Below are 18,826 nucleotides of genomic sequence, written 5' to 3'. Positions count from 1 at the left end.
CCGATACCCTGGCTCCCATGACCTCTGCGCCCGCCCCGCTGCCCCGTCGGGTCTCCGACACCTTCACTCCGGACCGCTGGCGGGAGATCCCGGCCTCCGAGCACGGCGGAGCGGACTTCACGGACATCACCTACCACCGCGCGGTGGACCGCTCGGCCGACGGGACCGTGCGCGACCTTCCGACGGTGCGCATCGCCTTCGACCGGCCCGAGGTGCGCAACGCCTTCCGGCCCCGCACGGTGGACGAGCTGTACCGGGCGCTGGACCATGCCCGGCTGGACACCGGCGTGGGGGTCATCCTGCTCACCGGCAACGGCCCCTCCCCCAAGGACGGCGGCCACTCCTTCTGCTCCGGCGGGGACCAGCGGATCCGCGGCCGCTCCGGCTACGAGTACGCCGAGGCGGAGGAGCTGGGCGAGACCGCGGGCGTGCGCGCCGGCTCCAGCGGCCGCCTCCACATCCTCGAGGTGCAGCGCCTGATCCGCACCATGGGCAAGGTCGTCATCGCCGTGGTGGGCGGCTGGGCCGCCGGCGGCGGGCACTCCCTGCACGTGGTCGCGGACCTCTCGATCGCCTCGCGCCAGCACGCGCGCTTCAAGCAGACCGACGCGGACGTCGGCTCCTTCGACGGCGGCTACGGCTCCGCATATCTCGCCAAGCAGGTGGGCCAGAAGCGCGCCCGGGAGATCTTCTTCCTCGCCGAGGAGTACTCCGCCCAGGACGCCTCCGACTGGGGCGCGGTGAACCGGGTGGTGGACCATGAGCGGATCGAGGAGGAGGCCTTGGCGATGGCCGCGACCATCGCCACCAAGTCCCCACAGGCGATCCGCATGCTGAAGTTCGCCTTCAACCTCGCCGACGACGGCCTGATGGGCCAGCAGGTCTTCGCCGGGGAGGCCACCCGTCTGGCGTACATGACCGACGAGGCCGCCGAGGGGCGCGATGCCTTCCTCGAGCGGCGCGCGCCCGACTGGTCCTCCTTCCCCCATCCGCAGGGCTGAGATGAGCGCGTCCGACTGGCTGGTCCCGCCCGCCTTCGACGGCTCCGCCGCCTCGCTGGACGCGCATGCGGAGGCGATCGGCGCGATGATGGCCGGTCGCGCCCGGCTCTGGCTGGGCCCCTTCGCGCCGCCCGCGCAGCTGCCCGCCGAGCTGGAGGACACCGCCCTGGTGGTGCCCACCTCGGGTTCGACCGGCACCGCGAAGGCCGTGGCCCTCTCCCGGGAGGCGCTGATCGCCTCGCAGGACGCCACGGCGCAGCTGCTGGCCGCCGAGCCCGCTGTCGCGGACACCGGCGGCCATGGCCTCTGGCTGCCGCTACTGCCGCCCACGCACATCGCCGGGGTGCAGGTCCTCGCCCGTGCACAGCGCAGCGCCGAGGTGCTGGGCCTGCCCGCCCCGACGCTCCCGGACCCGCTGGGGGATCTGCGCGGGCACTTCGACGCCGCGGCCTTCCTCGCGCTCGCCGAGCCCGCCCTCGAGCAGGCCCGACGGGCCGGGCTGCCGGCGCTGACCTCGCTGGTGCCCACCCAGCTGGCCCGCATCGTCACCGGCGCCACCGGGGAGGACGCCCGCGCCCGCGCCGTGCTGCGGCGCTTCGCCGCGGTCCTCGTGGGCGGCGCCGCGACGAGTGCGGACGTGCTCGCGAGGGCCCGTGCCCAGCGCATCGCGGTGCGCACCACCTACGGCTCCTCGGAGACCGCGGGCGGCTGCGTCTACGACCGCACGGCCCTGCCGGGCGTCCGATTGCGGATCGACCGGCCCGATGCCGAGGGCGCGGGCCGCCTGGTCATCGCCTCCCCCACCCTGGCGCTGGGCTATCTCACCGCCGACGGCGGCTTCGACGAGGGCTCCTTCACGGCCGGACCGCCGCGCGAGGTCATCACCTCGGATCTCGCCGCGCTCTCCGCCGACGGCGCGCTGACGGTGCTGGGCCGCGCCGACGACGTCATCGTCACCGGCGGCCGCAAGGTCCTCCCGCAGGACGTGGAGCGCGCCATCGACCGCTCCCTGATGCTGCGCGGCACGGTGCGCGCCGCCGTGGTGGTGGGCGTCGCGGACCCCGAGTGGGGCGAGCGGATCGAGGCCCTCGTCACGCTCGAACCGGGCGCGGACCCCGCCGAGGCGCCCGCCCTGGTGCGCGCGGCGCTGCGCACCTCCGAGGTGCCCGGTCACCTGGTCCCCAAGCGCGTGCACGTGGTGGAGGAGCTGCCGCTGCGGGGCATCGGCAAGGTGGATCGCGCCGCCGCCCGTCGCCTCGCCGGCGGCTGAACGGCGGCGTATCCTCGTCGGGGCCGTCCGCCGACGGCCTCCGGAACCGCAGGAGGAGCACGATGGCCAGCGCGTCGCAGTGGGTGCAGGGCGCCCGACCCCGCACCCTTCCCGCCGCGCTGGCGCCGGTCGCCGCCGGCACCGGCGCCGCCATCTGGCAGCTGGGGGCGGACGGTGGCACGACGGACTGGTCGCAGGTGGTCCCCCGCGCGCTGCTGGCCCTCGCGGTGTCCTTCAGCCTGCAGATCGGCGTGAACTTCGCCAACGACTACTCCGACGGCATCCGCGGCACCGACGACGACCGGGTGGGCCCCTTCCGCCTCACCGGCTCCGGCGCCGCCGCCCCCGCGACCGTGAAACGGGCCGCGATCGGCTCCCTCGCCCTCGGCGGCCTGTTCGGCCTCGCCCTGGTCGCCCTCGCCCAGATCTGGTGGACCCTGCTGATCGGCGCCGCCGCCATCGCCGCGGCCTGGTTCTACACCGGCGGGAAGCGGCCCTACGGGTACCGGGGCCTGGGCGAGGTGTTCGTCTTCCTCTTCTTCGGGCTGGTGGCCGTGAACGGCACCGCCTACGCGATCACGCTCCAGCTCAGCGCTCCGGCGGTGCTGGCGTCGATCGCGATCGGTCTGCTGGCCGTCGCGCTCATGCTCACCAACAACCTGCGCGACATCCCCACCGACGCGCTCTCCGGCAAGCGCACCCTCGCGGTGCGCCTGGGCGATCGCGGCACGCGCGTGCTGTACGCGGCGATGCTGCTGCTCCCCTTCGTGCTCCTGGTGCCGGTGATGATCGTGCAGTGGCCGACGGTGCTGGTGCTGGCGGCCCTGCCGCTCGCGATCGGCCCGGTGCGCGCCGTGCTGGGCGGCGCCGCGGGTCGCGAGCTCATCGCCGTGCTCGGCGCGACCGGGCGGCTCGAGCTGGTCTACTCCCTGCTGCTGCTCATCGGTCTGAGCCTCTGAGCGGCTCCTGCTCCGGGCCGCCGGGGTCCTCCTCCGTCTCCTCGGCGGTCAGCTCGGGCAGGGCGGCGGGGTCGACCTCCGCGTCCGCCGCCGCGGCGAGGTCGCGGTCCTCGGGATCCGCCTCCCTCTCCGCGTCCAGCAGGGTGTCCTCGAAGGCGGCGTCCTCGTCCGCCCTCGCCCCGCGCCGCTCGGCCCGCCGCTGGTCGGCGCTCCTCCAGCGGTTCACGACCTGATCGCGCAGCCGGTCCAGGAAGAGGATCGAGATCAGCATCGCGATCAGCGCGGCGAGCACCGCGGCGAGCATCACGCCGACGTCGAGCAGCAGGAGCACCCACCACAGGAGGGCCCAGAGCCCCAGGCGGACGACGGCGTAGAGGAGGAACGAACGCATGCCCTCCAGGGTAGTTCTCCTCCCGGGGAACCGGATCCAGGCTCGGATCCATGCAGTGATCAGGCGTGGAGCCTAGACTTCGTCCATGCTCCGCGGCCTCATCGCAGTTCTCTCGATCGCCCTGACGGTCTTCGCGCTCGCCGATTGCGTGCAGACCGAGGACGAGAAGGTCCGCGGCATCCCCAAGTGGGCGTGGATCGTCCTCATCGTGCTGCTGCCCTGGGTGGGCCCCATCACCTGGCTGTTCGCCGGCAAGGAGCGTCCGCTCGGGAGCGGCGGCGACCCGCGGCAGCGCCCCGGTCGCTCCGGGCCGCTGGCACCCGACGAGGACCCCGAGTTCCTGCGCAAGCTCGACGAGGACATCCGCCGCGAGCGCCGGAAGCGCAACGGCCGCGGGACGGACACGGACGGCACGCCGCAGGACGGCACCGATCCCGGCGACGAGCCCGAGGGCCCCGGCAGCCGCTGAGCCCGGTCCTCAGAGCCCCGAGTAGGAGTGCAGGCCGTTGATGACCGTGTTGACGATCGTGTAGTTGAAGACCACGGCCAGGAAGCCGGCCAGCGCCACCCACGCGGCACGGCTGCCGCGGAAGCCTCCCGTCGCACGGGCGTGCAGGTAGGCGGCGTAGATCACCCAGATGATGAAGGTCCACACCTCCTTGGGGTCCCAGCCCCAGAAGCGGCCCCAGGCGTCCCGGGCCCAGACCGCGCCGAAGATCAGGGTGAAGGTCCAGCACACGAACGCCACCGAATGCACGCGGAAGCTCAGGCTCTCCAGCACGCTCGAGGCGGGCAGGCGGTCCAGCACGTGCCCGAAGCGGCCCCAGTGCTCGGGGTGCTCCTCGCCGTCGGCGGCCCGCTGCACCAGGGCGCGCTCGTGGCGGGACTGCAGGAGCTGCAGGGAGGCCACCACGGCGCCGAGGATCGACAGGGCGGTGGCGAGGATGGCGACGCTGATGTGGATGACCAGCCAGTGGGAGTTCTGCAGGCTCGGGGTGAGGGCCGCGGCGGGCACGATCCAGAAGGTCTGGGCCAGCAGGAGGACCACCAGCACGGGGCCCACCACGAAGGTGCCCAGCGCGCGCAGCTCCGCGCGCCGGATGCAGAAGGCGAGGAAGGCCACCATCACCACGGCGGTGCTGGTGGTGGCGAACTCGTACATGTTCGCCCACGGCACGCGCTGGGTGGCGATCGCACGGGTCACCACCCCCGCGATGTGCAGCACGGTCGCGGCCCCGGCGAGCAGGAACGCGAAGCGCTGCGCGGTCATCGTGCCCGGCGCGGGCCCGTCGGCCCCCGCGTCCGGAGCGGGCGCGGCCTCCTCGGCGCCGTGGATCGCGGCGCCCCCGGCGGAGGCACCGCCGGCGCCGATCGTCGCGGGCTGCGGGGCGCGCTCCGCCTCCCGGGCCTCGCGGGCGGCGAGGCGGGCGTCGCTGCGGCGCTGCGAGCTCGAGGCGAGATCGGCCGCGAAGCCGATCAGTGCGAGCACGTAGAGCACGATCGCCACCACGAGGGCGAGGTTCGAGAGCTCCGCCAGCTGCTGGTTGATCACGGTGCACTTCCTTCTCGGTGGTCATCGGTGGGCGTCGGCGCCCCGGAGTCGCGCAGGCCGTCCGGCCCCGCTCCATCCTCCTCGCCGGCGAGGGAGTCCGCCAGCTTCGAGACGTCCTCCTCGAGCATCGGGTCGTCGCTGCGCGCGAGGCCGGCGACCTCGAGCACGGCTCCCCCGTCGGCCTCCCGGACCCGCACCCACAGGCGCCGGCGCGGGATGAACAGGGAGAGGATCAGGCCGCCCGTGGCGGCGAGGGCGCAGACCAGGGTCCAGCGCTCGAAGGGGTCGTGGGCGACGTCGAAGGCGGCGTAGCGGCGCAGGCCGTCGAAGCTGATGGTGGTGCCGTCGGGCAGCTCGTACTCCTGCCCCGGGTAGAGGCGGACCAGCACCGGATCGCCGTTCTCGTCCGTGACCTGCGTGAGGGTCGTGACGTCGACCTCGTAGGCGTTCTGCGGGACGCCGGAGTCCAGGCCCAGGTCCCCCTGGTGCACGGTGAGCGCGAGCTGGGGGTCCAGCGCGTCCGGGTACAGGGAATGGGGGCCGTTCTCGTCGATGGTGCCGGTGGGCAGGAAGAACCCGACCACGGCGGTCTGCTCGGGGCGGGCATCGGGAGCCTTGATGACCAGCTGCGAGGTGTAGCCGGTGTCGCCCATCGGCACGGTGATCACGGGCCCCTCGGCGACCACGGAGCCCTCGGGGTCCGTGACGGTCACCTCCGGGGCGTAGCCGTTGCCCAGCAGGTACATCGAGGCGCCGTCCACGTGAAGCGGCTTGTTGACCTCGATGGTCTGCTCCCGCTGCTCCTGCCCGGGGGTGGTCACCGCGACGTCGGCCTCGAAGGAGCGCGGCTCGCCGACGGTCCCGGACTCGCCGGGCTGCACGTAGGTGGCGCGGAAGTCCTCGAGGGTGAAGCGGAACGAGGGCAGCTCGGTCTCGTCGAACCAGGCGCCGGACTCGAAGGAGTCGTACTGGGTCAGCGAGTTCGAGAAGCCGTCGCCCTCGATGACCGTGATCTGACCGCGGTAGCTGGTGAGCTGACCGCCGGCGATGCAGATCAGCACGCCCACCAGGGAGATGTGGAAGAGCAGGTTGCCGCTCTCGCGCAGCAGTCCGCGCTCGGCGCTCACGGAGCGCGAGCGCGTCTCCTCCCGCACCGCGGTGCGGTAGCGGGAGCGGCGCAGGGCGCGGTGGGCGGACTGCAGCAGGGTGTCCGCATCGGCGCCCGGCAGCTCGCGGCGCGTGTAGCCGGTGAAGCGGGTCAGGCGGGAGGGGGCGCGCGGGGGCTGCGCGCGCAGCTGCCGCAGGTGCACTCCGACGCGCGGCACGATGCAGCCGATCAGGGAGATGAACAGCAGCAGGTAGATCGCGGAGAACCACGGCGAGGAGAAGACGTCGAAGAAGCCCAGGGTGTCCAGGATCTCGCCCCAGCGCCCGTTCTCCGCGAGGAACTGCTCGGTCAGCGCCGGGTTGACGCTGCGCTGCGGGTAGAGCGAGCCGGGCACCGCCGCGATCGCCAGCAGCATGAGCAGGATCAGAGCGGTCTGCATGCTGGTCAGCTGGCGCCAGAGGAACAGCAGCGTGCCCCGCAGGCCCAGCGACGGCGGTGCCGGGCGCGCGCCGTCGAGCTCGCGCTTGCTGCTCCAGCGGGAACTCTCGTCCCGCCCTCGGGTGTCCTGACTCATCACACCACCGGCTCGAAGGTCGCGATCATGCCCTGCAGAGAACTCATCCAGCTGGCCCACACCCCGGTCATCAGCAGCACGCCGATGGCGATCAGCAGCGCCCCGGACAGCAGACCGATGGTGCGCCGGTGCGCGGCGAGCTTCTTGCTCAGGCCCAGCGCCCGCTCGAAGAGCAGGGCGAACAGCACGAAGGGGATGCCCAGGCCCAGCGAGTAGGCCAGGGCGAGGATCCCGCCGCGGAGCACTGCGCCGTCCCCGCCGCCGTCGAGCGAGAGCGCGACGATCGCGGCGTAGGTGGGGCCGATGCACGGGGTCCAGCTGAGGCCGAAGATGATGCCCATCAACGGCGCGCCGAGCAGCCCGGCGTCGGGACGCCGGGAGGAGATCGGCCGGTTCGCGGACAGCCCCGGGAACACGCCCATGAAGACCAGCCCCATGAACAGGACGATCGCTCCGGCCACGCGGTTGATCCAGACGCTGTACTCCTGCAGCAGGTATCCCATCGCCCCCGCGAAGCCGCCGAGGACCATGAAGACGACCGCGAAACCGGCCACGAACAGCAGGCTGCCGGCGAGCATCCGGCCGGTGCCGGGGCGGGTGCGGCCGCTCCCCGCGGCACGTGTGCCGCCGCGGCGCCCCGTCGCTCCCGGTGCCGCCGGGCCGACGGCGCTCTGGCCGGCGAGGCCGGAGACGTAGCCGAGGTAGCCGGGCACCACCGGCAGCACGCAGGGAGAGAGGAAGGCGACCAGCCCCGCCGCCGCGGCGACCGCGACGGCGAGCAGCAGGGATCCGGACAGGGCGGTCGCCTGGAAGGCGGCGCCCGCATCGGCGACGATCATTCGGCGATCACCGTGTCGATCATGGCGCGCAGCACCGAGGGATCGGCCGCGCCGGAGATGCGGGCGGCCACCCGCCCCTCGCGGTCCAGCACCAGGGTCGAGGGCACGGCGTTGGGCGCGACCTGCCCGCGCAGGGCATACATGATCTCGGCGTCGGTGTCCGGCAGCGAGGGGTAGGTGATGCCGTAGGTCTCCTCGAAGGCCTGGGCGGGGCCGGCGGCGTCGCGCACGTTGATGCCCACGAAGGACACGCCCTGCTCGGCGTACTCCTCGTGGATGGCCTGGAGGTCCGGTGCCTCCTTGCGGCAGGGCGGGCAGGAGGCGTACCAGACGTTGAGCACGAGCACCTCCCCGAGATGGTCGGAGACCGCGAACTCCTCGCCGTCGTAGGTGGTGCCGGAGAAGTCGATCGCCTCGGTGCGGTCCTCCGCGGCGATCTCGGTGGAGACGCCGTCGCCGGAGACGTAGCCGGAGTCGCCGGAGGCGTAGCGGTCGCTGGTGTCGGTGCCGCAGGCGGCCAGGAGCACCGCCGCGGTGACTCCGCCGACGGCGCCGAGCAGGCCCCGGCGCGAGGGACGGGGCGGCAGGGAGCGGGGACTCACGTGAGCTTGCCCCCGGTGGCGTCGACCGCCCCGTCGTACAGCGCCGCGGCCGGTTCGGCGTACTCGACGCCGGTGAGGTGCGGGCCGACGAAGCGCAGGCTCGTCACCGAGCACAGCCCGCACTGCCGACGGCGCGGGTCGTGGACCAGGGGTCTGCCCTCGGCGCTGCGGCGCACCAGCCAGATCGGCAGCTGGTGGAGCACCAGCGCGGCCTCGCGGCCCTCCGCCTGCGCACGGGCGTCGTGGACCGCGGCGATCACGCGGGTGAGCTGCTCGCGGTAGGGCTCGCCCCAGGAGGGACGGAAGGGATTGAGGAACCAGCGCCAGTTGCGCGGGTCGCCGAGCTTCGCGTCGCCGTGCCCCATGCGCCGGCCCTCGAAGTGGTTGCCCGACTCGATGAGGCGCTCGTCGGAGACGATCTCGAGGCCGTGGGGGGCGGCGATCGGCGCGGCCGTCTGCTGCGCGCGCAGCAGCGGGGAGGAGCGCACGAGGGCGAGGTCCGCGCCGGCGAGGTGCTCGCCGACCGCCTCCGCCATCTGCTCACCGCGGTCGCTCAGCCGGTACCCGGGCATGCGCCCGTACAGGATGCGCTCCGGGTTGTGCACCTCGCCGTGCCGGACGAGGTGGACCGTGGTGGTCGTCATGGGTGCCGGTGCCTCTCTCGCTGTCGCGCGGCGCGCTCTCGCCGAACCGCTTCACGGTACCAACCGAACCTCCGGATCAGCCGAGCGCGGATCCGGCGCCGTGAGGTGCCGGACATCCGACCGCCACCGGGGCGTCGGGGTCGACGGTCCGGGCGAGGATGCGGCCCAGCTCGAGGAAGTCCTCGTGACCGACGACGTCCAGCAGCAGCTCCCGCACGGAGCGCACGTGGACGGGGGCGGCGCGCACCAGCAGCTCCCGGCCGGCGGGGGTCAGCTGGGCCTGACGGCCGCGGCCGTCGGAGGAGCAGCGGACGCGCTCGACGAGCCCGCGCTTCTCCATGCGGGAGATGGTGTGGGTCAGCCGCGAGCGGGAATGGACCACCTGGTCTGCGAGCTCGGACATGCGCAGGAAGCGGCCCTCGGCCTCGGACAGGCGCACGAGGATCTCGTACTCGCCGAGGGTCAGCGCGTCCTCCGGATCCTCCTGCAGCGCCTCGCTGAGCCGGTCGGTCAGCAGCGTGGTCGCGTACAGGAAGGTGCGCCAGGCCTCCTGCTCCGACGGGGTGAGCCAGAGCTCCTCCGGCGTCGAGGCCCGGTCGTTATCGTGGGACGGGGTGTCGTGCATCACGCACTCCTTGAGTCGTGGGGATCGATGCTTGCCATCATCCCCCAGTTTAGTTTACATTTCAAGCATGAGGTCGGCGCTCCGGCCTCCCCGCACATCACTCTCGTCCGAAGGAGACCTCTCATGAGCGACCTCACCCCCGGCACCTGGACCCTCGACCCCTCGCACACCTCCGCAGCCTTCACCGTCCGTCACGCCGGCATCTCCAAGGCGCGCGGCCAGTTCACGGACACCGAGGGCACCCTCACCGTCGGCGCCGGCGGCGAGAACCTGGCCTTCCGGGCGACGCTGAAGACCGCCTCGGTGAACACCTCGAACGAGGACCGCGACAACCACCTGCGCAGCGGCGACTTCTTCGACGCCGAGACCTACCCGGAGATCACCTTCGTCTCCACCGAGGTCTCCGACGACTCGATCACCGGTGATCTCACGATCCGCGACATCACCAAGCCGGTCACCCTCGACTTCAGCTACGAGGGCGCCGCGACCGATCCCTTCGGGACCTACCGCGCGGGCTTCACCGCCGAGACCAAGATCAGCCGCAAGGAGTTCGGGCTGACCTGGAACGCCGCCCTCGAGGCCGGCGGCGTGCTGGTCTCCGACGAGGTCAGGATCCTGATCGAGGCCGAGTTCACCGCTCCCGCCTCCGCCTGATCCCCAGCGCCGCGCGGGCCCTCGGGCGCCGCGGCACCGACGGGCCGTCCGCACTGCGCGGGCGGCCCGTCGTCACGTCCGGCACCGGCCGACGATCCGCCGCCGACGCCGATAGGGTGCGCTCCATGAGCACGCCGCAGATCCCGCGCCCCTCCGACCCCGAGGCGCGCATCCTGTACCTCACCCGGGAGGGCTGCCACCTGTGCGAGGAGGCGCTGCCCGTGGTGCGCGCCGAGGCGGACCGGGCCGGCACCGCCGTGGAGGTGCGCGACATCGACGAGGACGAGCACCTGCGCGCCGACTGGGACCACGACGTGCCGGTGATCATCGTGGACGGCGCGGTCCATGCGAGGTACCGCGTGGACGCCGGGCAGCTGCGCACCGCCCTGCGCCGGCGCCCGCTGTGGAAGCGCCTCACCGGCCGCGCCTGAGCTCGCCGGCCCTGCCCGACCTCACCCGGACCTCACCGGACCTCGCCGGACCTCGCCGGACCTCGCCGGACGCCGAGAATGGTGTCGTTCCGAACCAGATCCGGGCGTCGGATGGTACGGAACCGCACCTTTCTCGCCGCCCAGGGCCGCGGGACGCCTGCTCGCGGCCCGGGGCCGGCGGGAGGCCGGCGAACGTGCAACGGCCCCCGCCGAGGGCGGGGGCCGTTGCAGATCACACAGCGATCACTTCTTGTTGCGACGCTGGTGGCGGGTCTTGCGAAGCAGCTTGCGGTGCTTCTTCTTGGACATGCGCTTGCGTCGCTTCTTGACGACAGAACCCATAGGTTGCCTCTGTTCTGCAGGCCAACGCCTGCGGGATGGTCCAGCTGATCAGATGGTGCGCGGCCCGCGGAGACTGCACAGCGGTCATCCGGTGGGGATCCACCGGACGATCGGATGCTCTCGCACCCGTGTGCGTCCGGGCGCGGATCCGACGCCACGGTCGACCAGCCATTCTACACGGCCGACCTGTCCTTCCCGCCCAGAGGGCCGCGCGCGAGTGCGAGATCTCTCGCAGCTCCGGCCGCGCGGGCGAGCTCGGCGTCGACCTCCTCCACCACCAGCTCCTGCCCCACCCGGCGCACGCGGGCGGCCAGCAGGCGGCGGGCCCGCCGCCGGTGCCACGCCCCGGTGAGCGCCGCGACGGCCCCACCCGCGACCGCGAGCAGCACGCCGGCCGCGATCCCGAGGACGAGCAGCGCGGTGGGCAGAGGGATCGGGATCCACAGCTCGCGGATCATCGGCATCGGCGGCGGAGGGATGCCGAGGAAGGCCAGCAGCGCGTTCAGCACCAGCCAGCCGAGTCCCACCACCGCGGTGAGCACGGCCAGCCACTGCAGCACGTCGAGCACCGGCCACCACCAGCTCCCGCTCCCGGCCCGCAGATCGGCCCCGGCGACCGCCTGGTCGAGGGCGTCCGGCAGCTCCTCCTCCCGGGACCGCGCGGCGGAGCGCACCGCCGCGCGCCAGGGATCGGTGCCGTCTGCGGAGGAGGTGTCGGCGAAGCGGCGCACCCCGCCCGAGGCGCGGGCCCGGGCCGCGGCGTCCGGGGCGGGCAGCGAGCTGCGCCGGAGCCCTTCGCCGTCGCGCGCGGCGCCGAGGCCCAGGCGGCGCAGCGGATCGGGTCGGATGCGCCGCAGCCAGCGCAGCGGGGGCCAGCCCACCCGGCCGGCGGCCCGATAGCGGTAGGAGGCGCCGACGGCGCGGGCGACGGGCTCCACCCGGGCCGCGGCCGTCAGATCCGCGACCAGCTCCTCGACGGCGGCGTCCGGGGCGGCCTCCCCCAGGCCCTCGGGGTCCGCGGACGCCCGGAGGCGCTCCGCGGCGCCGCGCACGTCGGCCCGCTGCCGCGCCGCGGCGGCCTCCCGGGTGCGGGCGATCGTGATCAGGTCCTCGCGCAGCGACGCGATCCCCTCGCCGGTGGAGGCGGAGGTCGCGAGCACGGGTGCCTGCTCGAGGCCGTCGGCGCGGGCGATCTGGGCGAGCGAGGCGAGCACCGCCGCGCGCTCGTCCTCGGCCAGGCGGTCGATCTGGTTCAGGACCAGCACCGTCACCGCATCGTGCCCGGCGAAGGGCCGGACGAACTCCTGATGGAGCACGGCATCGGCGTACTTCTGTGGATCGGTCACCCAGACCAGGACGTCCACCAGGGCGGTCATCCGCTCGGCGACGAGGCGGTGGGCGGGCTCGACCGAGTCGAGGTCCGGGAGGTCCAGGAGGACGATGCCCGCCGGGCCCGCCGCCTGCTCCCGCCGGGCACGGCGCCCCGCGGGGGCCGGGACAGCGGCCCGCGCCAGCGCCGACTCCGTGCCGTCGAGATGGTGGCGCTCCTCGACCTCGAGCCAGTCCAGCAGGGCGTCGCTCCCGGCGTCCCCGAGCACGGCGGCGACCGGGGAGGCGGTCGTCGGGCGGCGCACGGCGGCACGGGAGATCTCGCTGCCGACCAGGGCGTTGAGCAGGGACGACTTCCCGGAGCCGGTGGCTCCGAAGAGCCCGATGACGGTGTGCTCGGCGGACAGCGCCCGGCGGCGGTCGATCCGGTCGACGAGCGCACGGACCGGCTCGATCTCGCTCGCCGGGGCGACGCCCTCGAGGGCGTCGGCCGCGCGGTCCAGCGCGTCGAGGCGCTCGACCAGCGGCGCGGCCCGCGTCGTGGCGCGGCGCGACTCCGGGCTCATGACTCCTCCCGGATCTCCCGGGCGAGCCGGACGAGCGCCTCGGCATCGGCCCGCAGGAGCTGGCCGCCGTCCGCTCCCCCGAGCTCGTCGAGCCGGGCGAGGAAGGGCGCCGAACGGTCCGCGACCAGTGCGTCCAGTCGGTCGGTGAGCCGCTCGCGGGCCGCGGCGGCCATGCGCCGCACGGCCTCGTCGCCGAAGATCGTCTCGAGCAGCTTCTGGCCCACCACCGCGGTGGCCGCGCCGGCGCCGACCTCGAGCCCGGTGGGGAGGAAGGCGGTCGAGGCGAACACCACGACCATCAGCGCGACGCCCACCGCGTTGACGCCCAGGGAGAGCACCCGGGCGCGGGTGCGACGATCGGCGCCCTCGGCCCGGACCAGCTCGAGCACGTCGCCCTGCCAGGCGCGGATCGCGGCGGAGACCTCCTCGGCATATCCCGCGGGAAGGCGGGCGAGGTCCTCCCCTTCGGCGAGCCACCGCCCGGCCGCGGAGGTCCGCCAGGCGGCATCAGCCCGCTCGGCCCCGCGGGCGGTCTCGTCGATCACCACGTGCACCAGGGAGCTGCCCAGCGCCTGCTCGGCCTCGAGAGCCGGGGCGGGCCGGCCGCTGAGCGCCTGGCCCACGCGATCGCGGAGACGGGAGACGATGCCCTCCACGCTCCGCAGGAACTCACCGGTGCCCACCACGTCCTGCCAGCGCGAGAGCACCTCGCCGCGCAGCAGCGACCCGTCGCCGAGCGCCTCGTCGATCCGCTCGCGCGAGCCCGCGAAGGCGTCGAGCGCCTCCTGCCGCAGGCGGAGCCGCTCCTCCTCCTGCCGCGCGGTGTGCTCGGCGATCCGTCGGGCGGAGACCGCCAGGGACTCGACGGCGCCGGCCAGGGTGCGGCGCGCGATGCGGCCGCGGTCCTCCCGGTCCGCCGCGAGGCGCGCGAAGTGCTCGCGGAGCTCGGCGATCGCCGCCGGCGGGAGCAGGCCGTGCGGCCCGAGCCCCGTCTCGGGGACGAGGAACACCCGCTCCACCTCGATGCCCGCCCGGACGAGCATGCCGCGCAGGTCCTCCGCGAGCTCCTCGGCGACACCCGGTCCCGCCGGCAGCCGGTTCATGACGACGTCGACGGTCACGTCCCGCTCGGCGGCGCCGCGCAGCACCTCCCAGGGGACCGCGTCGGCGTAGCGGTTGGCGGTGGTGACGAACAGCCACAGGTCCGCGGCGCGCAGCAGCTGGCGGGCCAGCTCGCGGTTGCCGGCGGCGACCGAGTCGAGGTCCGGGGCGTCCAGCAGCGCGATGCCCGGGCCGATCCCCTCCTCGGCGCGCAGCTCGACGCTGGTGGCGGGGTCGACGTCGCCGGTGGTGTCCCGGGCGCCCGACGCCTCGGCCTCCTGCCCGCCGCCCGCTCGGACCCGGGCCAGACCTGGCAGGATGCGGGGGCCGGTGAACCACGCCGCGTCCGCGGGATGGTGCAGCAGCACGGGCCGACGGGTGGTGGGGCGGATCGCCCCGGAGCGGCTGACCGTCTCCCCGACCAGGGCGTTGAGCAGGGTCGACTTGCCGGCGCCGGTGGAGCCGCCGATCACCACCAGCAGCGGGGCGTCCAGCGACGTCAGCCGCGGGATGACGTGGTCGCCGAGCTGGGACAGGGCGGCCCGACCCTCGGCGCGGGCCTGTTCGGCGCCCTCGACGGGCAGCGGGAGCTCGAGCGTGCGCAGGTGCTCCGCGAGGCTCTCGAGCACGGCGGGGGTCCGCTCGCTCATGCGGCCCCCGCCGCGCCGGCGGCGATGCGCTCGAGGACGTCGACGGCGACGCCGGGGCCGTCCTCGGCGCGGAGCTCGGCGCCGACGGCCTCCGCCCGGCGCGCGAACAGCGGGGTGCCGGTCAGCTCGTCGAGCCCGTCCGCGAGCCGGCGCTCCAGAGCCCGCGGAGGGATCGGCGCAGGGCCGGCGCCGATGTCCTGCACCCGGCCGCCCCAGAACGGCTGGTCGCCGAGGAAGGGGACCACCAGCGTGGGACGGCCGGCGCGCAGGCCCGCGGCGGTGGAGCCGGCACCGCCGTGATGGACGACCGCGCGCATCCGGGGGAACAGCCAGTCGTGCGGGGCGCCGTCGATGACGAGCACGTCCCGCGAGGGCGAGGCTCCCCCGGCGATGCCGCCCCATCCGGTCGCGACGATCCCGCGCAGGGAGCACCTCTCGAGCGCCTGCAGGATCGTCTCCCGGCGCTCGTCCGCGCCCTGGCCGAAGCCCATCGAGCCGAAGCCGAGGTAGACCGGCGGCTCGCCGGCGTCCAGGAACTCCTGCAGCTCCGCCGGCGGCTCCCAGGCGGGCTCCTCGAGGAACCAGTACCCGGTGACATGGGCGGTGGCGGGATAGTCCGAGGGCACGGGCACGACGTGGCGGCTGTAGGGGTACAGGGTGTGCACGGGCGAACCATCGTGGGCGCGCAGCGGGTCGGCGAGGCGCCGAGCGCGTCCCGGCAGCCCCACCTGGGCACGGAAGTCGCTGAGCATCCCCCCGTACGCGGCGGTCGCCAGGCGGATCAGCCGGTAGCTGGCCCGGTTGCCGGCACGGCCGAACGAGGCCCGGCCCAGGAAGGGCACCGGATGCGCGCCGGTCGGCGTGTAGAAGGGCAGCGGCAGGGACAGCACCGCCGGCACCCCCAGCAGCTCGGCGATGTGCGGGCCGGCCAGGCACTTGGGGTGGAAGACGATGAGATCGGGCTGCGCCTCGCGAGCTGCGGCCCAGGTCTCCTGGACGTGGCCGCGCATCGCGGTCTTGATCGTCCGGAAGGTCTTCGGCGCATCGCGCGCCCCCGACAGCTCGGGCAGCACCTCCTGCACCAGGCGCAGCATCTCCGAGCCCGCCGGATGGACGATCACCTCCGGCGCGAGGAGGTCCTCGAAGCCCTCGGGGACGGCGAGATGGGCCTCGTGCCCGGCGGCGGCGAGCCGTCCCGCCAGCGCGGCGTACGGCTGGATGTCGCCGCGCGTTCCGAACGTCATGATCAGCACGCGCATGGTTCCTCCTCTGCCGGATCCGAGCCTACGGCACGGCTCGCCCTCGCGACCGGCTCGATCCTCAATCCAGGAACGGATCCAGACCCCAGTCGGGGAAGGCCGCGCGGCGGGCGGCCTGCACCGCCCGGTCGAGGTCGTCCTCGGGATCGAAGCCCGCCTCCCAGTCCCGCACCGCGAGCGGCCGGCCGTCGCCGAAGGTCGCGATCCCCGGCTCCGGGGACAGCCCGTGGTCCCGCCGTGCGGCGTCGGCCGCGGCGACGTAGCCGGCGGGCAGCGGAGCCTCCGGGTCCAGGGGATCGCCGGTGGCGATCGCGATCAGGTGCGCCCAGGAGCGCGGCACCACGTCGATGACGGCGTATCCTCCTCCGCCCAGGGCCAGCCAGCGGCCGTCGCACACCTCGTCGGCCAGCTCCCGCATCAGGAGCATGACCTCGCGCTGCGCCTCGAGGGAGACCGCGAGGTCGGCCAGCGGGTCGAGGCGGTGGGTGTCGGCGCCATGCTGCGTGATCAGCAGCGTGGGCCGCACGGCCCGCACCAGGGCGGGCACCGTGGCGCGGATCGCGCGCACCCATCCGTCGGCCGTGGTGCCGGCCGGCAGCGGCACGTTGATCGCCGTGCCCGGGGCCCCGGGCCCGCCGCCGTCCTGCACGAACCCGGTGCCGGGGAACAGCTGCTCGCCGGACTCGTGGACGGAGAGGGTGACCGCGCGCGGCTCGTCCCAGAGCGCACGCTCCACGCCGTCGCCGTGGTGGACGTCGACGTCGACGTACATCACCCGCTCGCCCTCCGCCTCCAGCGCGCGGCGGACGGCGAGGGCGGCGTCGTTGTAGACGCAGAAGCCGGAGGCGCTGGCGCGCTTGGCGTGGTGGAGCCCGCCGGCGACGTGCACGGCCCGCCGCACCCGCCCGGCCCGGATCGCATCGACCGCCGCGAGGGAGCCGCCGGCGATGCGGGCGGCGGCGGTGTGCATGCCGCGGAAGGGCGGGACGTCATCGCCGCCGATGCCGGCGCGGAGCAGGGCGTCGTACGCCGTCCCGCGCAGCGCGTCGACGTCGCCCGAGGCGGCGCGGACGGTGCGGATGTACTCGGGATCGTGGACCGCGGCCAGCTCCTCGTCGCTCGCCACCGGGGCGGGGAGGATCTGCACCCCGGGCCGTTCGAGCAGGCCCGCGCCGACGGCGAGATCGCGGGTCAGGGCGAGGCGGACGGGAGCCATCGGGTGGAAGGGCCCGAAGTCGTACTCGCACAGAGCGTCCTCCCACACGATGCCGACCGGCTCCGGGGAGGACCGGGCGGGCTCGTCGTCGGGAGGACGGGAGGACGGGTCGAGGGGCGCGTCGTCGGGCATGGGGGGAAGCGTACCCAGCACCGGACCGCGGCGGTTCCCCCTCCGCGCGGGCGGCGTCGGTCGTAGACTGCCGCGGATGCGACCTGCGGTCGCCGGACGCGGACGAGGAGAGCGATGAGCGAGCGGGGCACCTGGAGCGCGCCACAGCGCCTGCGCCCGGTCTCCGTGCGCCCGCCGAAGCCCACCTGGCGCGATCATCTGCGGTCGCTGACGAAGGCGACGCCCCCGCGGATCGCCCTGGGCGTGTTCACGCTCATGATCGGGGTCTTCACCGCCCTGCTCTCGCTGCCGGCCGCGGCCGAGGACGGCGAGCGCACCGCGCTCGTGGACGCGCTGTTCACCGCGGTCTCCGCGATCTGCGTGACGGGCCTGGTCACGGTGGACACCGGCAGCCACTGGTCCACCTTCGGGCTCACCGTCATCATGATCGCGATCAAGCTGGGCGGCCTGGGGATGATGACCGTGGCCTCGCTGCTGAGCCTGTCGGTGATGCACCGCCTCGGGCTCGCGCAGCGGGTGATCACCGCCCAGGAGACCCGCTCCGAGCGCCTCGCGGAGGTCGGCGGCGTGCTGCGGATCATCCTCATCACCTCGACCGCCTTCGAGGCCGTGACCTTTCTGACCCTGACCCCGTACATGATCGTCACCGACCACGGCATGGGGGAATCGCTGTTCCTGGGCCTGTTCTACGCCATCAGCGCCTTCAACAACGCAGGCTTCGTGCCCGAGGCCGCCGGCACCGCGCAGTACCTGGGCGATCCCTTCTTCACCATCCCGGTCTTCCTGGCGGTGCTGGTGGGGTCGCTGGGCTTCCCCGTCATCCTGGTGGCGATCCGGAAGCTGCGGACCCCGCGGAAGTGGACCCTGCACGCGAAGCTCACCCTGACCACCACCGCACTGCTGCTGGTGGTCACCTTCGTCGGCTACCTGATCATGGAGTGGTCCAACCCCGCCACGCTCGGCGACGAGCCGGTGATGACGAAGATCCTCGCCTCCGGCTTCGCCTCGGTGATGCCGCGCTCCGGCGGGTTCGCGACCCTGGACGTGGGGCAGATGACCTCCGAGTCGCGCCTGCTGACGGACCTGATGATGTTCATCGGCGGCGGTTCCGGCTCCACCGCGGGCGGCATCCGCGTGACCACCTTCGCCCTGCTGATGCTCTCGATCTGGGCCGAGGTGCGCGGCAATCCCGATGTGGAGGCCTTCGGCCGCCGCGTCCCCCAGGAGACGATCCGCCAGGCGATCGGCGTGATGGTCATGAGCGCCACCATGGTCTTCCTGGCGACCTTCCTCCTGCTGCGCATGACCCCCTTCACCCTCGACCAGACGCTGTTCGAGGCGCTCTCGGGCTTCGGGACGGTGGGACTGTCCACGGGCATCACCCCGGACCTGCCCCCGGAGGGCAAGGTCGTGATCATCGCCTGCATGTACATCGGGCGCCTGGGCCCGATGACGCTCGGCGCGGCGCTCGCCGTCCGGACAAGGGTGCGGATGATCCAGCTGCCGACGGAACGGCCGATCGTCGGCTGACTAGACTGTCCACGCCCAGGACGCGTCGTCCCACGACTCGGTCTCTCACGG

General features: G+C 74.0%; 19 protein-coding genes. 7 read left to right on the top strand and 12 right to left on the bottom strand.

Annotated elements, in window-relative coordinates; translation table 11 throughout:
• Positions 1-17 precede the first annotated feature (17 nt).
• The 3 genes from CXH06_RS03275 (at position 18) to CXH06_RS03265 (ending at position 3,230) form a co-directional block, all read left to right on the top strand.
• Entirely contained in the window at positions 18-1,001 is a 984-nt protein-coding gene (locus CXH06_RS03275) for a 1,4-dihydroxy-2-naphthoyl-CoA synthase (RefSeq protein WP_114853716.1), read from the top strand.
• Position 1,002: 1 nt separating this feature from the next.
• Complete coding sequence (locus tag CXH06_RS03270; protein WP_114853715.1) at positions 1,003-2,271, top strand: AMP-binding protein; 1,269 nt, start codon at positions 1,003-1,005, stop codon at positions 2,269-2,271.
• A gap of 62 nt (positions 2,272-2,333) precedes the next feature.
• Positions 2,334-3,230 (top strand): 1,4-dihydroxy-2-naphthoate polyprenyltransferase, encoded by an 897-nt coding sequence (locus CXH06_RS03265; protein WP_114853714.1) that lies wholly within the window; start codon positions 2,334-2,336, stop codon positions 3,228-3,230.
• Here the strand turns inward: CXH06_RS03265 and CXH06_RS03260 are convergent.
• Complete coding sequence (locus tag CXH06_RS03260) at positions 3,211-3,621, bottom strand: DUF4229 domain-containing protein (protein ID WP_114853713.1); 411 nt, start codon at positions 3,619-3,621, stop codon at positions 3,211-3,213. The genes CXH06_RS03265 and CXH06_RS03260 overlap by 20 nt on opposite strands.
• Positions 3,622-3,706: 85 nt before the next feature.
• On the opposite strand from CXH06_RS03260, the gene CXH06_RS03255 reads away from it, so the two are divergent.
• Positions 3,707-4,090 (top strand): PLD nuclease N-terminal domain-containing protein, encoded by a 384-nt coding sequence (locus tag CXH06_RS03255; RefSeq protein ID WP_114853712.1) that lies wholly within the window; start codon positions 3,707-3,709, stop codon positions 4,088-4,090.
• 9 nt (positions 4,091-4,099) lie between these two features.
• On the opposite strand, the gene ccsB is transcribed toward CXH06_RS03255, so the two are convergent.
• The 6 genes from ccsB to CXH06_RS03225 form a co-directional block, all read right to left on the bottom strand.
• Positions 4,100-5,173, bottom strand: a complete 1,074-nt coding sequence (ccsB, locus tag CXH06_RS03250) for a c-type cytochrome biogenesis protein CcsB (RefSeq protein ID WP_114853711.1) — start codon at positions 5,171-5,173, stop codon at positions 4,100-4,102.
• A complete protein-coding gene (locus CXH06_RS03245) occupies positions 5,170-6,855 on the bottom strand; it encodes a cytochrome c biogenesis protein ResB (protein ID WP_114853710.1) in 1,686 nt (561 codons plus the stop codon). Before CXH06_RS03245 ends, ccsB begins: the two co-directional genes overlap by 4 nt.
• Entirely contained in the window at positions 6,855-7,694 is an 840-nt protein-coding gene (locus CXH06_RS03240; RefSeq protein ID WP_114853709.1) for a cytochrome c biogenesis CcdA family protein, read from the bottom strand. Before CXH06_RS03240 ends, CXH06_RS03245 begins: the two co-directional genes overlap by 1 nt.
• A complete protein-coding gene (locus CXH06_RS03235; protein ID WP_369832965.1) occupies positions 7,691-8,296 on the bottom strand; it encodes a TlpA family protein disulfide reductase in 606 nt (201 codons plus the stop codon). Before CXH06_RS03235 ends, CXH06_RS03240 begins: the two co-directional genes overlap by 4 nt.
• Positions 8,293-8,940 (bottom strand): histidine phosphatase family protein, encoded by a 648-nt coding sequence (locus CXH06_RS03230; protein WP_114853708.1) that lies wholly within the window; start codon positions 8,938-8,940, stop codon positions 8,293-8,295. Before CXH06_RS03230 ends, CXH06_RS03235 begins: the two co-directional genes overlap by 4 nt.
• A gap of 76 nt (positions 8,941-9,016) precedes the next feature.
• Positions 9,017-9,565: a MarR family winged helix-turn-helix transcriptional regulator gene (locus CXH06_RS03225; RefSeq protein WP_114853707.1), complete on the bottom strand. Its 549-nt coding sequence runs from the start codon at positions 9,563-9,565 to the stop codon at positions 9,017-9,019.
• 123 nt (positions 9,566-9,688) lie between these two features.
• On the opposite strand from CXH06_RS03225, the gene CXH06_RS03220 reads away from it, so the two are divergent.
• Both CXH06_RS03220 and CXH06_RS03215 read left to right on the top strand, forming a co-directional pair.
• Positions 9,689-10,219 carry a YceI family protein gene (locus CXH06_RS03220; RefSeq protein ID WP_114853706.1) on the top strand — a complete coding sequence of 177 codons (531 nt, stop codon included), beginning with the start codon at positions 9,689-9,691 and terminating at the stop codon, positions 10,217-10,219.
• Positions 10,220-10,344: 125 nt separating this feature from the next.
• Complete coding sequence (locus CXH06_RS03215) at positions 10,345-10,650, top strand: glutaredoxin family protein (RefSeq protein ID WP_114853705.1); 306 nt, start codon at positions 10,345-10,347, stop codon at positions 10,648-10,650.
• Between the two features lie 243 nt (positions 10,651-10,893).
• On the opposite strand, the gene CXH06_RS03210 is transcribed toward CXH06_RS03215, so the two are convergent.
• From CXH06_RS03210 to CXH06_RS03190, 5 genes are all read right to left on the bottom strand, one after another.
• Positions 10,894-10,992: a 30S ribosomal protein bS22 gene (locus tag CXH06_RS03210; protein WP_019174583.1), complete on the bottom strand. Its 99-nt coding sequence runs from the start codon at positions 10,990-10,992 to the stop codon at positions 10,894-10,896.
• 173 nt (positions 10,993-11,165) lie between these two features.
• Positions 11,166-12,887 (bottom strand): dynamin family protein, encoded by a 1,722-nt coding sequence (locus CXH06_RS03205; RefSeq protein ID WP_114853704.1) that lies wholly within the window; start codon positions 12,885-12,887, stop codon positions 11,166-11,168.
• Complete coding sequence (locus tag CXH06_RS03200) at positions 12,884-14,638, bottom strand: dynamin family protein (RefSeq protein WP_114853703.1); 1,755 nt, start codon at positions 14,636-14,638, stop codon at positions 12,884-12,886. The genes CXH06_RS03205 and CXH06_RS03200 overlap by 4 nt, the downstream gene beginning before the upstream one ends.
• Positions 14,635-15,897, bottom strand: coding sequence for a glycosyltransferase (locus tag CXH06_RS03195; protein ID WP_114853702.1), 1,263 nt, complete (start codon positions 15,895-15,897; stop codon positions 14,635-14,637). The genes CXH06_RS03200 and CXH06_RS03195 overlap by 4 nt, the downstream gene beginning before the upstream one ends.
• A gap of 61 nt (positions 15,898-15,958) precedes the next feature.
• A complete protein-coding gene (locus CXH06_RS03190; protein ID WP_114853701.1) occupies positions 15,959-17,245 on the bottom strand; it encodes an acetoin utilization protein AcuC in 1,287 nt (428 codons plus the stop codon).
• Between the two features lie 114 nt (positions 17,246-17,359).
• On the opposite strand from CXH06_RS03190, the gene CXH06_RS03185 reads away from it, so the two are divergent.
• Positions 17,360-18,775: a TrkH family potassium uptake protein gene (locus CXH06_RS03185; protein ID WP_114853700.1), complete on the top strand. Its 1,416-nt coding sequence runs from the start codon at positions 17,360-17,362 to the stop codon at positions 18,773-18,775.
• The last annotated feature ends 51 nt before the right edge of the window (positions 18,776-18,826 follow it).

Origin of the sequence: Brachybacterium sp. YJGR34, from assembly GCF_003347015.1 — a bacterium.
In the GTDB taxonomy this organism is placed as follows: Bacteria; Actinomycetota; Actinomycetes; order Actinomycetales; family Dermabacteraceae; genus Brachybacterium.
Note: the sequence above shows the minus strand (reverse complement) of the source record. Positions and strands in the feature narration are given on the sequence as shown.